The following is a 15,007-nucleotide window of genomic DNA, read 5'->3' on the forward strand; positions in this document are numbered from 1 at the left end:
AATAGTGTGCCGACCGGCCTGATTAACTGTTTTTAACTAATGTGGCGCTCCCGCAGAAAGGAATATTTACCGGGCGTAAAACAAATGCCGCTGTCAACGTGTTAAAATTGAAATAATTTCATCAATTTTAAGGCAGGCGAGATTCCTGCTGTTTATAAACTTGAATAGCACAAAGGACAATGAATAGACTCCGTTCATCATCAGGCATGGCAAAAGCCGTGGTGTTAGTCTGTGCGGCTCTTCTGACGGGCTGCGGACACTCTGAAAAGGCGCAGGTAGCTCCGCCGGTCAAGGTGACGGTCATGCCTGTGAGCATGACCCGCCCTGACGGCAGACTGTCTTTTTCCGGAACTGTGGAATCAGCGGAAACCTCGATGCTGAGTTTCTCCGTGCCGGGAACCATTACAGATTTCTATGTCGAGGAAGGTCAGCGCGTGGCCAAAGGGCAGGTGCTCGCCAGAGTCAGGAGCGACAGCTATGTGAACGCCGGCAATATCGCCGATGCGGAACTTGCAGAGGCCCGCGACGCATATGCGCGTCTTAAGAAACTTCATGACGCCGATGCTCTTCCTGAGATCAAATGGGTTGAGGTGCAGAACAAGCTGAAGCAGGCTGAGAATGCAGCCGAGATGTCACGGCGCGCCGTCACGGATGCCACTCTTCATGCTCCGGTCAGCGGTGTGGTCAGCCGGAAACTTGCCGGAGTCGGGCAGACGGTCATAGCGGCTGAGCCGGTGCTGGAGCTTGTGACCGTCAGTGATATCCGTATAACCATTTCCGTTCCTGAAAGTGAAATCGGCGCGATTGCCGAAGGCCAGGCCGCCACGGTCGGTTTCAAGAGTCTCGGCATAGACTCGCTCTCCGGCCGCGTGGTGCGTAAATCGGTTGTGGCTGATCCTCTGACACGCGCCTATACGGTCAAAATTGCCATTCCGACGGCTGACGGACGCATCCTGCCGGGCATGGTCGGAGATGTGGCCGTAGCTTCAGTCGCGTCGGCTGATTTGTCGGCCACGGCGGCAGAGGTGCTTCTTCCCTCGCAGTCTGTACTTCTCGACTCTGACAACCGCACGTTTGTCTGGGTGGTTGACGGAGGCAAGGCGGCCCGGCGCTTTGTCAAGGCCGATGCTCTGGCTTCGGGCGGCGTAATAGTGTCGGAAGGCCTTTCGGCCGGCGACAGCGTGATAGTGGCCGGTATGCGGAAAGTTGGAACCGGCTCTCCTGTCAGCGTAGAGATTCAGGGAGCCTACGGGGCCGAATGAGTTTATATTTCCTAATTACAGATACACTCTAAGTTCAGACTATGTCCAGTCAGTCAGATTCTAAAAACACTGTTCCGGCTCCGTTGGCAAAGCCATCGCCGATAGTCGTGGCCGGAATGAAATACAGCAAGGAGATCATTCTGATCACCTGTATTTTCATCGCTTTCGGCATCTATGCACTGAAAGTGATGGATAAAAACGAGTTTCCATCGTTTACAATCCGCGAGGGTGTGGTCGGTGCGGTCTATCCGGGCGCTTCTGTCGAACAGATAGAACAAGAGGTGCTGAAGCCTCTTGAAGACTATGTGTTTTCTTACAATGAGGTCGACAAGACCAAAACCCACTCGCAGATCTCAGGCAATACGGCCATCATCTTCGTAGAGCTTGATGACAATGTGGATGATGCGGACAGCTTCTGGAATGAGTTCAAGATCGGCATGGAGGCCGAGAAACTCAAACTTCCGCCGGGAGTGCTCGGTGTGGAGACTCTCAGTGATTTCGGCGAGACATCGGCGCTGCTGATCACCATGCAGAGCAATGAAAAGACATATCGGGAGCTGAATGACTATATGGATGATCTCAAAGATCGTCTGCGCACCATAGAGAGCGTAGGCACAATGTCGGTCTCCGGCATGCAGACCGAGCAGATTGCGGTCTGTCTCGATCCTGAAAAGCTACAGCACTATGCCATCTCGGAGAAGACCGTAGGAGCTACTCTTCTGGCACAGGGCTTTCAGACCACCGGAGGCTCTCTCCGCAACGGTAGCTATACCCGGCCCGTTTTTGTGGCCCGTCCGGTCAATTCTGTGGCCGATGTCGCCGCTATGGTTGTGTTCTCGGCCCCTGACGGCAGTGTGGTCCGGCTCGGCGATGTGGCCGAGGTCAGAAAGGAATATCCCGATCCTGACAGCTATATCACCAATAATTTCGATAAATGCATACTCTTGAGCGTGAGCATGAAAGACGGTTACAATATCGTAGAGATGGGCAAGGAGGTCGACGCGCAGCTTGAAAAGGCCCGTGCCGACATGCCGGAGTCTGTCACGCTTTTCAAGATAACAGATCAGCCGGTGGTGGTCAACAGTTCGGTCAACTATTTTCTCGTCGAGCTGCTGATAGCCATAATCGCGGTGGTGGTCGTTATCATGATTCTTCTGCCGCTGAAAGTGGCGCTTATCGCTGCGGCGACAATTCCGGTGTCGATCTTTATCTCGCTCGGACTCTTCTATGCCTTTGACATAGAGCTCAACACCGTGACCCTCGCCTGCCTTATAGTGTCGCTGGGCATGATTGTCGACAATTCGGTGGTGATCATTGATGACTATGTCGAGCTGATATCCGAGGGTATGGACCATATGTCGGCCACTCTCCGGTCAGGAACCGAATTTTTCAAAGCCATTTTCTCTGCCACACTCGCCATATCGGTGACTTTCTTCCCCTTCCTTCTGACGGTGACAGGCATGTTCCGTGACTTCCTGACGGATTTCCCCTGGGGCATGACCATAATTCTGTTTGTGTCGCTTCTGATAGCCGAACTTCTCGTGCCATTCATGCAGTTCAGGCTGATCAAGGAGCCGATCTACAAGGAGCAGCAGGAGGCTCTCGCCTCAGGCAAGAAAAAGTTCAGCATTTTCAACTCGATGCAGAAAGGCTATGACCGTCTGATAGGGCTGTGCTTCAGATGGCCTAAAACTACCATCCTTATAGGTGTGATCTGCGTGGCGGCAAGCGCATGGATGTTTGTGGCCACACCTCTGCAGCTCATGCCTATAGCCGAACGCAATCAGTTTGCCGTAGAGATTTTCCTTCCGCAGGGCACCTCCGTGGAGCGCACCACCCAGGTGGCCGACTCGCTTGAGCGAATACTGGCGGCTGATGACAGAGTGGTATCGATAGCCTCTTTCCACGGCTGCTCGTCGCCTCGCTTCCAGGCCACTTACGCTCCGCAGGTCGGAGGCCCGAACTTCGCGCAGTTCATAGTCAACACAAAAAGCAATCAGGCTACCATCGATGTGCTCGACGAGTACACCGGAAAGTATGAAAGCTGGTTTCCCGACGCTTTTGTCCGCTTCAAGCAGCTCAGCTATTCTACAGCCGACTATCCGGTAGAGATCCGTTTCACCGGATCTGACCGCGAGGCTCTGAGCCAGGCCTGCGACTCGCTGTTGCGTGTGGCCCGCCGTGTGCCCGGACTGAGAAACGTGCGATCCTCGCTTGACAATCCTGTGGCCGTCGCCATGGTCACGCCTGACGTGACACGTGCTTCGCGGCTCGGTCTCAACAGTGTGCTCCTTGAAACTACTCTTGCCATGCGTTATAGCTCAGGACTTCCGGTGGCCACGGTCTGGGAAGGCGACTATGGCATACCCGTGGTGCTCAAAACCGGAACTTCTGACCGGTCAACCGCCGAAGATCTTCTCGGCGAGCCTATGCCGGTGATCGGCCTGGGCGATGTGCCTTTGCGCCAGATAGCCGATGTCAGGCCCGAATGGCATCCTGGCATGCTCACACGTTACAGCGGCATCCCATCCGTGTCGCTCATTGCCGAAGTGCAGCGCGGGGTCAACGTGATCGACCGCACGGAAGCTCTGATGGACAGCATAGACCGTTATGAGCTTCCAGCCGGAGTCAGCCTTACACGCGGAGGCGAATGGGACAACACCATGAGCACTCTCCCGCAGATTCTTGGAGGCCTGGCCATCGCTGTGGTCATCATCTTCTTCATCCTCCTGCTGCATTATGCCGCGGCTGACACGGCGCTCCTTCTTCTTGCCTGCCTGCTGCTGTGCATTCCGGGCGCGGCAATCGGACTGCGCATCCAGTCTACGGATCTCTCGCTCACCTGTGTGCTCGGTCTGGTGTCGCTGATGGGCATCCTTGTCAGAAACGCGATAGTGCTTCTCGACTATGCCGAAGAGCTGCGCAATCAGGGCGCGAGTGTCTACGATGCTGTCTTCAATGCTTCCAGCCGACGTATGCGCCCTATCTTCCTGACATCTGCCGCCGCCACTATGGGGGTGCTCCCGATGGTGATGGGCGACAGCGCCCTGTGGAAACCTATGGGGGTGGTGATCTTCTGGGGCACACCTGTCACCATGATATTCATCCTCACCGTGATCCCCGTGGCCTACTGCCTGATGAAAAACCGCGGAAAGGCGGCTGACAAACCTCTCGAAGAGCCTCTTGAAACCCATCTGCTCTAAGAGCTTGCCTAAGAAGCCGCTATTAGCCGGCCTATAAAATACATCTGACAATCTTTCTCAAAATCCATATCAAGCGATGAGACATATCAGATTTGCAATACTACTCGTTTCGCTCGCCGTGGCATCAGGGCTGAAAGCCGCTGAGGCAGACTCGGTCATCACTCTTGACCGCTGTATTGAACTGGCGTTTGCCAATAATATGGCCGTGCGCAATGCCGCCAATGACACCAGGGCGGCCGTAGAGCTTCGCCGCGAAGCGTTCACTAAATATTTTCCGGAGGTATCAGCTACCGGGATGGCTTTCTGGACGCATAATGACATTTTTCAATACAATCTTCTGGACATAATCGAGATCGGATTCATCAACAAGGGCAAGATGGCCGGCGTGCAGGCCATGCAGCCGGTGTTTATGGGCGGACAGATCGTCAACGGCAACAAGCTTGCGGCTGTAGGCGAGGAAGTGGCGAGGCTGCGTCAGCAGCAGACTCTCGACGAGCTGAGGCTGACAACCGAGTCGCTCTACTGGAAACTGGTGACTCTCAAAGCCTCACGCGGAGCTCTTGAAGCCGCAATAGCCACGCTTGACACGCTTGACACCCAGGTGAAGGTGGCTGTGGACGCCGGTGTGGCCATGCGCAACGATCTGCTCAAAGTGCAGCTGAAACGCAACACCTACCGCTCCGAAATGGTCGATCTTGACAATGGCATCAAGCTTGTCAGAATGCTTCTCGGCCAGTATATGGGCAAAGGCGCAGACTGGAATTTCGATGTAGACGACGCTGTGCCTGAGGCTGTGCCTGATTTCCCTGCCGAGCTCTATATGCCCGGTGCTGACGCGCTGCCTCTGACCACCGACTATAAGCTGCTGCAGAAAAACGTCGAGGCCAAAAAACTCGAAAAGCGCATAGAGATAGGCCGGAACCTCCCGCAGGTGGCGCTTGGAGCCGGATGGTTCTATCATGACCTGCTTGAACAGAACCACAACTTCGGTGCGCTGATGGTGGCTGTGAATATTCCTCTCTCCGGATGGTGGGGCGGTTCGCATGCCATCAAACGCAAGTCGCTTGCGCTTGAAAATGCACGCAACGAGCTGACGGATCTCGGTGAAAAACTCGAAATCGGAATGCAGGACAAATGGAACAGCCTCACCGCCGCCCACCGCAAGATGGACATTGCCTGCGAAGGGGTGGGGGAAAGCTCTGAGAATCTGCGGCTCAACCGTCTCTATTATGAGGCCGGAATGTCGACAGTTACTGACGTGCTTGAAGCTGAGGCGAGCCACAAGGAGTCGATTGACAGCTATATAGCGGCTTACGGAGCATTCTGCGTGGCCCGGTCGGCCTATCTGATCGCCACCGGGCGCACCGCCGCCGGCAGTGATTCCGGCGATCTGTGACAGCGGTTTTTTCGGCTCAAGCCGAAAGCACGGTGCATATGTTAAATTGGGCAATTAGAAGTGTTAAATTTTTAGGCGTAGAGTTTGACTAATCGGAAGATGAAGAAGTCGCGGTCCCGGACACCACGCATTTGTGAGCGAAATATTTTGACTTTAGAGTTGAATGCCTCGGCAGAGGCATTGGTCGCACGACGACGGAAATAGTTCAGGATTGTTGGGGCGTGGTTCTTGAATGTTTTGATTACCGAGCGGAAGTTGTTGTTACCCAATGCCATTACCTTTTCATACCACTTGTTCATCCTCCCCATGGCTTTTGTCGGTGAGATTTTAGCGTTGAAAATCTTGCGCAGCTCCATCGCAAGGCTGTATGCAGCCTTCAATATTGGATAGTATTTGAACAGTATGTTGACACGATGGCGCTGTATGTCAGTCCATTTGTTCTGCGACATCATCAGAGTGTGTTTGCTGCGAGCCAGTATCTGGCGCATGGTCTCTCCGTTGGAGTACGTTACCGGCGGTTCGGACTTGTTGCGGTTGTTTTCCTCTGCGATGAGCTGTCGGCGAATGTCAATGCGGATTTCGTCAACGGCCTCATTATAGACCTGTTGGACATGAAAACGGTCGTTGACTACATGGGCGTTATAGAACACTTCTGCGGCTATGAGCATCATTGATGGCGAGAGATCGCAGGTCACTTCCTTGACCCTGCGTCTGATTGATTTCTCCATAGCTCCGATGAGTATGGATATAATTTCGTCACTCTTTGTTCCGGGAATGGCTGCCGCAAGTGTTCCCTTGCCTCCGTGGCCGTCCTTGTTGGTCAGGAACGTCCATACCTCCCCGTTGCTCAGACACGTCTCATCAAGACTCATGTAAGGGCCGATATTATCGGCGTTGAAATAGAACCCACAGCCAAGCTCCTGTTCGCACCAGTCGGCGTAACCGCTTATCTTATTGCGGTACAAGTCGGCAAAATGTTTGCCGTTGACGCAGTACATCTGCGCTATCTGTTTAATCGACAGGGCTGTCGTCTCCACCTTCGTCTTTTAAAAAAGCCACGAACTCGGCGCTGAGTCGTGTTCCTTCCTCGTTGGGAAGTTCGAGATTGTAGCTGAAGATTTCGTTGGTCTGCCTGTCCCACCACTTGTTCTTGCGCATGTGAAGAAATACAGGCCGTCCACGCATCGGATAGTCCTGTATTGTTACATAATCCGTATAGCCTCGCGCTACGATATTTGGATTACGATAGTCTTCATCAGACAGTTTCTTCTTTTCGTCAAGCCATATGTCATAGGACTGTTCCGTGCGCTCGAAGCGCACCATTTCAAATAGTTCGTCCATGCCCTCGGGCAGGCACATCCATATTGCATCTGCGGTTTTCATGCCACAAATTTAACACTTTTCTCAAAATTCATGCACCGTGCTTTCGGCTTGACCCGTTTTTTCTTTGTGTTAACCTTATTTAACTCTGAAATATCGCAAAATATTTGGCAGGATAAATAAAAGTTTCTACCTTTGCACCACGAAAATGACATCGCGGGGTGGAGCAGTGGTAGCTCGTTGGGCTCATAACCCAAAGGTCGCAGGTTCGAGTCCTGCCCCCGCCACTAAGAAGAAAGCCTTGCAACCGGCAGCGGTTGCAAGGCTTTCTCTTGTTCGCCCCCTCGTCTGGGGCGGGGGATAGATCAGAATAATTAAAAGAGGCTGCCTAAACTTGTTAGACAGCCTCTTGTGGTCCAATGACTTTGTTTAGTGTCCAATTAAACAGAGAGCGCGACCAATTCTTTGCCAAGGTGGTTGAGGGCACCTACTATTTTCTCAGCTTGTTTCGGGCGTGGCTTGGAGCGTCCGGCTGCGTAGTGCCAGAGTTGGCGCTGATTTATGCCTGTAATACATTGCAGGGCTGCAAGAGAGAAAATATTCTGATAGTGATTCAGCAGACTCTGCACATCAAATCTGTAACGGATAGCTACATCTTTTTCAGCCAGAATCGGAGGATATTCAGTGCCATCGGCCTGACAGCATTCAACATAAAAATCAATGCTTTCTCGCACATACGGTTCAAAACCGTCGAAATCGCCTTCGTATGCAACGACCCAGCCCGGAATAATGTCGCAAGAGGCACTATATCCTGAGGGGGTCTTCGATGTATTGATAGTCAATGTCTGCATATAAGTAACTCTTCAATATTGAACGATATAATATACATAAGTAGCTCCTAAGGATAATCTTTTAAATTAATTTTTCAGAGTTACTTAATTATAACAATTTATTTTATAAAATAGCGCGGGCATCATGCCCGCGCTATTGTTCCGCACAAAGAGATGGCATTAAAATGAAAGGAAGGGGAAGGGAGTTTTGCTCCCTTTCCCTCAATCAGAACTCTAAGCCTGATTGTTTCTGCACACTGTCAAGTTCTCTGCCGTAGATGTCTGACGACGGTTTTCCATTGAGTGTTACCGTGCCGGGCTTCGTCGGATGTTTTAACTGGCGGTGGCTACCTTTCTGCCTGACGATCATCCAACCGTCGGCAAGCAGCACTTTGAGCACTGCTGAGGTTTTTAATACTCTCATGTCAATGTTCTCTTTAATTGGACACTGCAAAGGTAGTAATTTTACTATTATTCTGCAAGGCGCTTGAATATTTTTTTCAAAAAGATGAAAGCCACCGATATGAAAAGGATCACTCCCGGCGGGGGAGGGGGAGGGTGATGGTGAAGATCAGTCCGCCGGAGGGCCGGTTGGCCACACGGATGGTGCCGCCGTGTTGTAGGACGGCGTTTTTGACAATCGACAGGCCGAGACCGGTTCCGCCCGAAGCCCGCGAACGGCCTTTGTCGATGCGGTAGAATCTCTCGAAGAGGTGGGGCAGATGCGAGGGATCGACTCCGCAGCCGTTGTCGGCCACTGTTATCACAGCCTTTCCGCTGCTGAGCGAGACTGTTTTCAGACTGATGCTGTCACCCCCGCTGTAGGCTATGGCGTTTTCAATCAGATTGTGGAACACTGAGGCGAGCAGATCGGCATTGCCTTCTACGGTCAGCGGTCCGATGATTTCATTGTTGATTCCGATGCCTTTTGCCTCGGCGGCAGGGGTGCAGTCACAGACCACTTCGGCTATGAGCGGCTGCAGATCCACCCGGCTGCGCGAGATCATGCGTCCGCCATCGTCTATGCGCGTAATGATGGCTACGTCGGCAAGGAGGCGCTTGAGTCTTCCGGCGTTGGCCAGGCAGCGTTCGAGGAATTCGCGACGCTTTTCCGGCGCCATGTTCTCATGGGTCAGGAGGGTCTCTATGCAGACGTGGATGGAAGCCACCGGGGTTTTCAGCTCGTGGTTGATATTGTTGGTCAGCTGTTTCTTTATCCGATCCTTTTCTTGCTGCTGGTGCATGGCGGCTGCATGTTCGCGGTCGCGGTCGGCCACGGCCTGCTGCAGGCGGGCATAGAGGCGCACTATGTGGTTTGAGATGTCGCCAAGTTCATCGTGGGGGAAAGGTTCGGTGTCTATGATCTTCTCTCCGCGCTCAGCCTTTGCTGCGAAGCGGTCGAGCCGCAGAATGTTCTGCCCCACGCGGCGTGTGGCCAGGAATCCGAGGAAGCAGAAAAGGAGCGTCAGTCCGCCCATAGCCCAGAGGAAAGTGTGGTCGGCCTCAAGGATGCGGCTGAGAGGCAGGGAGTAGGGCAGTGCGGTGCGCACAATCATTCCGTCGGCGCTGCGTGTGGCCGAGTAGAAGTAGGTCGAGCCGGTGCTTTCGCTGTGGCGGCGCAGTGTGTATCCAGAGCCGTTGCGCATGGCTTCGGTGATTTCCTTGCGGCCGCTGTGGTCTGTGCCGGGGAGATGGTCGAGGGAATTGTCATAGATCACCTTGCCCTGGGAGTCGATGATGCTGACGCGGATGTCGCCGAGCGGGGCAAAGCGGTCAAGGTCGATCTGTTCCACGGTCTTTCCTTCGGCCAGGCCGTCGGAGATGTGGAGGTTGACCAGCTGCAGCTGCGAGTTGAGTTCCGCGGCCTTGAACTCCTTTTCACGACCGTACTGGAAGATGACCATGCTCCCGACGAGCAGCAGCGAGTAGCCCAGTAGCCACACAAAAAGTCGGCGGGCATATGAGAGCCTAATCCATGAATCCGTAGCCATAGCCTGAGCGGGTTTTGATGTGGGAGCCGTAGCGGCCTATCTTCTGGCGGATGCGGGTGATGTTGACGTCGACCACGCGGTCAAGCACCACCACTTCATCGGGCCAGATGTCTTTGATGAGTTCTTCGCGTGAAAAGACGCGGCCTATGTTGCGTAGAAGCCTGAGCAGGATCTCGAATTCTTTCCGAGGGAGTCTGATCTCCTCGCCGTCAACCAGGCAGCGTTTGCATGAGGGGATCACGGTCAGTCCCTCGAATGTCACCTTCTCCTCGGCCTGAGGCTGGGGTGTGGCAGGAGCTGAGCGGCGCAGCACGGTCCGCACTCTGGCTATGACGTTGCGCAGCGAGTAGGGTTTCATTATGTAGTCGTCGGCGCCGGTCTCCAGACCTTCGATCATGTCGTCTTCCGTGTCTTTTGCCGTGCAGAAGATCAGCGGCACAGATGCTGTGGCCGGATTGGCCCTGATGATGCGCGCAAGCTGCAGGCCTGAGATCTCGCCCATCATTATGTCGAGGAGAATCAGGTCATACGAGCCTATGTCAAGGGCAAGCGCTTCTTCGGCGCTTCCGGCGGTGTCTATCTCATAGCCTTCGGCCTCAAGATTGAAGCGCAGGGCCTCGCGCAAGGTCTCTTCGTCATCGACGACCAACAGTCTCTTGCTCATTTGGGATTGTAATTTATGCTTTATGGCATTATAACAACCGGAGGCTGTGAAACGGTCATCTGACAGTGATAGTTCTTTCTGGTTTTGTTTTAGTTCTTCTTTCATGGGTTCCGGATGGATTTCTGATGCAAAGATACACAGAGAAACTGAAGAAAGAGTGCGATAATGCGGGGGAACGTGGCCTTGCCGGGATTTTTTTTGCCAAGAGGCTGTAAAGCTTGCGGTTTTTATTAACTTTGTGGATAACAGACAACACCTAATATATATTATATATGTATATCCATGACAGCAGAACAGTAGTAACCCTTGACGCCGGCGGCACCAATCTGGTGTTCGGAGCTATGAAAGGGTGCGAGTATATCACAGAACCGATCACTTATCCCTCTAATGCCCATGACCTTGACCTCTGTCTCGACACTATGGTGAGCGGTTTTCGCGAGGTGATCGACTCGCTTGACGAGAAGCCGGTTGCCATCAGCTTTGCCTTTCCGGGCCCGGCCGACTATCCCAACGGCATAATCGGTGGTTTTCTGCCGAATTTTCCGTCGTTTCGCGAGGGTGTGGCTCTGGGACCCTTTCTGGAAAATGAATTCGGCATTCCGGTGTTCATCAACAATGATGGCGACCTGTTTGCCTACGGCGAGGCGCTATGCGGAGCTCTGCCTGATATCAACTGCCGCCTTGCGGAAGCCGGAAGCGGCAAGCGCTACCGCAATCTGCTGGGCTATACCTTCGGCACCGGTTTCGGAGTGGGAATGGTGGTCAACGGGCAGCTTAACCGGGGCGATAACTCCTGCGTGGAGACTTTTTGTCTGCCACACAAGACCAAAAATGGTATCATAGTCGAGGAGGGGGTGGCCGTCAGAGCCGTGAAGCGTGTATATGCCGAACTGTCAGGCGATCTCGGCCACAGTTTAGAGCCGAAAGATATCTGCGAGATTGCTGATGGCAAGCGGCCCGGCGATGTGGCGGCGGCCCGCAGGGCTTTTGAGGAATTCGGAGAGACTGCGGGCGATGCGATGGCCATAGCCGCCCAGCTGATCGACGGCATAATAGTGATAGGCGGCGGCATCACGGCAGCCCGTCATCTCATACTGCCTTCGCTGCTGGGAGAGCTGCGCGCGTCTCTGTCGACGATCGGAGGCGACAGTGTGCGCCGTGTGCAGATGGAGGTGTTCAACCTCGACGATCAGGCTGAGTTCGAGGTTTTTGCAAGAGGAAACAGCCGCCGTATCCCTGTCAGAGGCACAGACCGGACGGCTGTCTATGACGATATGAAGCGTATAGGTGTGACATTCTCGCGTCTCGGAGCCTCAAAAGCTATCTCGGCCGGGGCCTATGCCTTTGCTTTGTCGAAGATAGACGGCGAGTGAGCTCCCTCTTTGAGGCATCGTCATCTCCCGTCATGTATTGTATTCATGACGGTAAATCGGTGTCCTCGACCGGACACCATCATTGAAAGATCATCGCTATCCCCCCGACACCTGTGTGCTATCGCACGGTGTCGGGGGCTACGATTAAATCGGTGTCCTGCCGGACACCCGCTATCCCATACCCGGTCGGTGGTTCCGGCGCCATTCTGTAGGCACTTGCCGCCCCATGCCCGGCCGGGGTCCGGTGTCATCCACGGGCCTTGCTGCCATTGGCGGACCTTTCATCGTCGCGGTTAGGCTGGTGGCGTCCGGAGGACGCAGATTTACTCATAGCCCGTGACACCGCAGCGCAGAGCGCAAAGGTGTCACGGGCTACGTGTATTTCTCCGAAAACAGGTGTCCGGTCAAGGACACCGATTTACGGTCGTTCAATGCAGGAGGATGAAGACTTTATGCTTCCTGCCCGGCGGCGCCGTGCTCCATGATGGCCTGTACGGAGTTGATGGCGAGGAAGGTGGCGCCTGTGCCGTTGATTGCGCCGAGGATGGCTATGCGGTCTTCAGGCGTAAGCAGGCCCTGCTCGATGAAGTCATGAAGAGCCACAAGCGGATAGCGCTGCTGCCGGGTATAGTCTTCGTAGTAATATGCCTTGATGCCGTAGGAGATGCTCAGCCAGCGCATGGTGCGGCGGCGGTAGCAGATGGCATAGACGGGACACGCGCCGCGGAACGATGCGATGAACCGGGCTGTGCGTCCGTGGTAGGCATTGGCAATGATGGCTTTTGTGCCGATCTCGCGCTCGGAGACCACGGCCTGGCGGGCCAGGAATGAGGTGACGTGTTCGTCAGCGAGCTGCGGAATATTGTCGCTGGTGATGGTGGCGGTCAGAGAAGCCTCCACATCTTGGGCCACACGGGCCATAGTCGACACGGCTTCGACCGGATAACGGCCGTTGGCAGTTTCGCCTGAGAGCATGAGGCAGTCGGCGCGCTGATAGACGGCGTTGGCTATGTCGCTGACCTCGGCGCGGGTGGGTCGCGGCGAGGTGATCATGGAGTGGAGCATCTGGGTGGCCACGATCACGGGATGGTGTGCGGCTATACATTTGGCTATCATCTCGTGCTGGATCACGGGGATGCGTTCGGCTGCCACTTCGATGCCGAGGTCGCCGCGGGCAATCATGATGCCATAGGAGGCTTCGAGAATGGAGTCGAAGTTGTCGACGCCCTGCTGGTTTTCGATCTTGGAGATGATCTTCATGTCGGAGTCGAGGCGGTCGAGCTCGTCCTGGACGGCTTTGACATCGTCGGCGCTGCGCACAAACGAGTGGGCCACGAAATCGACGCCGAGCTTTGCAGCTGTGGCCAGAGTGGCCTTGTCGCGTTCGGTGAGCGAGGCCAGACGGATGTCGCTGCCGGGAATGTTGACGCTCTTGCGCGAGCCGAGGTTGCCGTCGTTGAGACAGCGGGCGCGTATGATGCCGGTGGCGGCGTCGATGTCGAGAATGAGGAAATCGAGTTCGCCGTCATCGATGAGGAAGTGCATGCCCGGATGCACGTCATTGGCAATGTCGGCATAGTTCAGGCAGATGCGTCCGGCACTTGTCGGTTCCGAGGTGTGACCGCAGAATTCCACTTCCATTCCTTCGCGGAAAGCAATCTTGTCGTTTGGCTCGGTGTTGACTGTTGTGCGTATTTCCGGCCCCTTGGTGTCGATGATGATGCCGATACGGGGTGAGACAGCCCGGCAGTTTTCCACTATCTGTGCCATTCCTTCGGCTCCGAGATGGGCCGAATTCATGCGTACCACGTTCATGCCTGCTTCGAAAAGACTGCGGATAAAATCCACATCGCAGCGGCGGTCGGAAATCGTCGTGATTATTTTAGTGCTCTTTTTTAGCATGTGCCTATTACTTATGATTTATGTGAAATGACTGAATGACAGACCGGTCATCATAACCTCCTTTTTCTCGGCCCGGATGACTCGGCCGCACAGGCCTGACGGTATGAAAATCCTGCCTTGTGCAAATTTTTTGCAAAATTACTCAAATCTATCGGTTAAGCCATGAAACCGTTAAAAATATTTTGCATTCCGAGGCCTGACAAGTCATGTGCGAGTCCTGCCGGTTCCCGGATTCCGTCCGTCCAATACCTTACATGAAAAGATGAGGAATGGGCGTAATTTTATATAATATTAACTAAAAACGCCACTCTTCTCACAAGAGCATGTGAAAAGTCTATTGTATTAAAATACATAATTTTGCAGCAATATCGGCTATGATCTCTTAGAGGGCGTTTCATAACACCTCTCTGACGCCTCTTGTTTCAAGTGTGTTTGATAAAGTTGAAAAAGAGACTGCCGTGTCCGCTCTCCTTTTATAGAGAGTGATGGACGGTAGTCTCCTTCTGATGAGTTATGATTGACGGTATATATCTGTGAGCGATATGTCGGCTTAGAAAGGCAGGTCGTCAGTAGCCGAGGGAGTGAGGTCCGGAGCCGGGGGAGCGGGAACTGCGGCGGGAGCTGTATAGCCCTGAGGCATCTGCTGGGCGGGACCGTAGGCTGCGGGAGCGCCATAGGCTGCAGGAGCGGCTGCTGCGGCAGTGGCATCCTCGGCTTTCCATGCGCGGACTTCTACGAACCAGCGGCCGTTATATTCGCGGCTGTCGATGTCAAAGCTGATTTTCACAAGCTGTCCGACCTGTAGAGGATACTGGTCCACACGGTCACCGAAGAAGTTGAAGAAGACTTTACGGGGGTAGGTTTCCTGTGTCTCAAGCACATATTCGCGTTTCTTCCAGGGGTTTCCTTTTTGAGATGTGCCTCCTACTTCGGGGAGAGCGACGATGATTTTTCCTGTAACTTCCATATTGTGTTTAGAATTTTTCGGGGTGGATTGATGCGGCCGCCCATAGGGGCAGACCGACTACAAAAGTAATCAATTTCCCCCAACCTGCCAAATCCCCGC

The 15,007-nt window shown here is 53.9% G+C and carries 12 protein-coding genes and 1 tRNA gene; 5 read left to right on the forward strand and 8 right to left on the reverse strand.

What is annotated here, in order from left to right; translation table 11 throughout:
- Window positions 1–179 precede the first annotated feature (179 nt).
- The 3 genes from FDZ78_RS08410 to FDZ78_RS08420 all read left to right on the forward strand — a co-directional run bounded on the left by FDZ78_RS08410 (window position 180) and on the right by FDZ78_RS08420 (window position 5,861).
- A complete protein-coding gene (locus FDZ78_RS08410) occupies window positions 180–1,262 on the forward strand; it encodes an efflux RND transporter periplasmic adaptor subunit (RefSeq protein ID WP_123398815.1) in 1,083 nt (360 codons plus the stop codon).
- Between the two features lie 41 nt (window positions 1,263–1,303).
- Window positions 1,304–4,465 carry an efflux RND transporter permease subunit gene (locus FDZ78_RS08415; protein ID WP_240740368.1) on the forward strand — a complete coding sequence of 1,054 codons (3,162 nt, stop codon included), beginning with the start codon at window positions 1,304–1,306 and terminating at the stop codon, window positions 4,463–4,465.
- A gap of 76 nt (window positions 4,466–4,541) precedes the next feature.
- A complete protein-coding gene (locus FDZ78_RS08420; protein ID WP_136408402.1) occupies window positions 4,542–5,861 on the forward strand; it encodes a TolC family protein in 1,320 nt (439 codons plus the stop codon).
- A gap of 71 nt (window positions 5,862–5,932) precedes the next feature.
- Here FDZ78_RS08420 and FDZ78_RS08425 read toward each other — a convergent pair whose 3' ends face one another.
- Together FDZ78_RS08425 and FDZ78_RS08430 are read right to left on the reverse strand one after the other, a co-directional pair.
- The gene (locus FDZ78_RS08425; RefSeq protein WP_240740261.1) at window positions 5,933–6,898 is read right to left on the reverse strand and encodes a transposase; all 966 of its coding nucleotides are present in this window, start codon (window positions 6,896–6,898) and stop codon (window positions 5,933–5,935) included.
- Window positions 6,873–7,244, reverse strand: a complete 372-nt coding sequence (locus FDZ78_RS08430; protein ID WP_107037111.1) for a transposase family protein — start codon at window positions 7,242–7,244, stop codon at window positions 6,873–6,875. The genes FDZ78_RS08425 and FDZ78_RS08430 overlap by 26 nt, the downstream gene beginning before the upstream one ends.
- Before the next feature lie 152 nt (window positions 7,245–7,396).
- Between FDZ78_RS08430 and FDZ78_RS08435 the strand changes: the two genes are divergently transcribed.
- Window positions 7,397–7,468 (forward strand) — tRNA-Met (locus FDZ78_RS08435).
- Window positions 7,469–7,621: 153 nt separating this feature from the next.
- Here the strand turns inward: FDZ78_RS08435 and FDZ78_RS08440 are convergent.
- The 4 genes from FDZ78_RS08440 to FDZ78_RS08455 all read right to left on the reverse strand — a co-directional run bounded on the left by FDZ78_RS08440 (window position 7,622) and on the right by FDZ78_RS08455 (window position 10,666).
- Window positions 7,622–8,032, reverse strand: coding sequence for a hypothetical protein (locus FDZ78_RS08440; protein ID WP_107032387.1), 411 nt, complete (start codon window positions 8,030–8,032; stop codon window positions 7,622–7,624).
- A gap of 205 nt (window positions 8,033–8,237) precedes the next feature.
- Window positions 8,238–8,435, reverse strand: coding sequence for a type II toxin-antitoxin system HicA family toxin (locus tag FDZ78_RS08445; RefSeq protein WP_107032388.1), 198 nt, complete (start codon window positions 8,433–8,435; stop codon window positions 8,238–8,240).
- A gap of 109 nt (window positions 8,436–8,544) precedes the next feature.
- Complete coding sequence (locus tag FDZ78_RS08450; protein WP_136408403.1) at window positions 8,545–10,002, reverse strand: cell wall metabolism sensor histidine kinase WalK; 1,458 nt, start codon at window positions 10,000–10,002, stop codon at window positions 8,545–8,547.
- Window positions 9,980–10,666 carry a response regulator transcription factor gene (locus FDZ78_RS08455; protein WP_136408404.1) on the reverse strand — a complete coding sequence of 229 codons (687 nt, stop codon included), beginning with the start codon at window positions 10,664–10,666 and terminating at the stop codon, window positions 9,980–9,982. Before FDZ78_RS08455 ends, FDZ78_RS08450 begins: the two co-directional genes overlap by 23 nt.
- A 272-nt stretch (window positions 10,667–10,938) precedes the next feature.
- On the opposite strand from FDZ78_RS08455, the gene FDZ78_RS08460 reads away from it, so the two are divergent.
- On the forward strand, window positions 10,939–12,039 hold the full coding sequence (locus FDZ78_RS08460; protein WP_136408405.1) for an ROK family protein: 1,101 nt from the start codon (window positions 10,939–10,941) through the stop codon (window positions 12,037–12,039).
- A gap of 450 nt (window positions 12,040–12,489) precedes the next feature.
- Here the strand turns inward: FDZ78_RS08460 and pyk are convergent, their stop codons facing one another.
- Entirely contained in the window at window positions 12,490–13,941 is a 1,452-nt protein-coding gene (gene pyk, locus FDZ78_RS08465) for a pyruvate kinase (RefSeq protein ID WP_136408406.1), read from the reverse strand.
- Window positions 13,942–14,491: 550 nt separating this feature from the next.
- On the reverse strand, window positions 14,492–14,908 hold the full coding sequence (locus tag FDZ78_RS08470; protein WP_136408407.1) for a DUF3127 domain-containing protein: 417 nt from the start codon (window positions 14,906–14,908) through the stop codon (window positions 14,492–14,494).
- Between the last annotated feature and the right edge of the window lie 99 nt (window positions 14,909–15,007).

This window comes from Duncaniella sp. B8 (assembly GCF_005304985.1).
Lineage (GTDB): Bacteria > Bacteroidota > Bacteroidia > Bacteroidales > Muribaculaceae > Duncaniella > Duncaniella muris.

Bases quoted from the DNA above. Each gene is read 5' to 3' on its own strand.
- FDZ78_RS08440 (WP_107032387.1), bottom strand. From the start codon at position 8,032: ATGCAGACATTGACTATCAATACATCGAAGACCCCCTCAGGATATAGT.
- FDZ78_RS08445 (WP_107032388.1), bottom strand. From the start codon at position 8,435: ATGAGAGTATTAAAAACCTCAGCAGTGCTCAAAGTGCTGCTTGCCGAC.
- FDZ78_RS08460 (WP_136408405.1), top strand. From the start codon at position 10,939: ATGTATATCCATGACAGCAGAACAGTAGTAACCCTTGACGCCGGCGGC.
- FDZ78_RS08455 (WP_136408404.1), bottom strand. From the start codon at position 10,666: ATGAGCAAGAGACTGTTGGTCGTCGATGACGAAGAGACCTTGCGCGAG.
- FDZ78_RS08450 (WP_136408403.1), bottom strand. From the start codon at position 10,002: ATGGCTACGGATTCATGGATTAGGCTCTCATATGCCCGCCGACTTTTT.
- FDZ78_RS08470 (WP_136408407.1), bottom strand. From the start codon at position 14,908: ATGGAAGTTACAGGAAAAATCATCGTCGCTCTCCCCGAAGTAGGAGGC.
- FDZ78_RS08420 (WP_136408402.1), top strand. From the start codon at position 4,542: ATGAGACATATCAGATTTGCAATACTACTCGTTTCGCTCGCCGTGGCA.
- FDZ78_RS08430 (WP_107037111.1), bottom strand. From the start codon at position 7,244: ATGAAAACCGCAGATGCAATATGGATGTGCCTGCCCGAGGGCATGGAC.
- pyk (WP_136408406.1), bottom strand. From the start codon at position 13,941: ATGCTAAAAAAGAGCACTAAAATAATCACGACGATTTCCGACCGCCGC.
- FDZ78_RS08415 (WP_240740368.1), top strand. From the start codon at position 1,304: ATGTCCAGTCAGTCAGATTCTAAAAACACTGTTCCGGCTCCGTTGGCA.
- FDZ78_RS08410 (WP_123398815.1), top strand. From the start codon at position 180: ATGAATAGACTCCGTTCATCATCAGGCATGGCAAAAGCCGTGGTGTTA.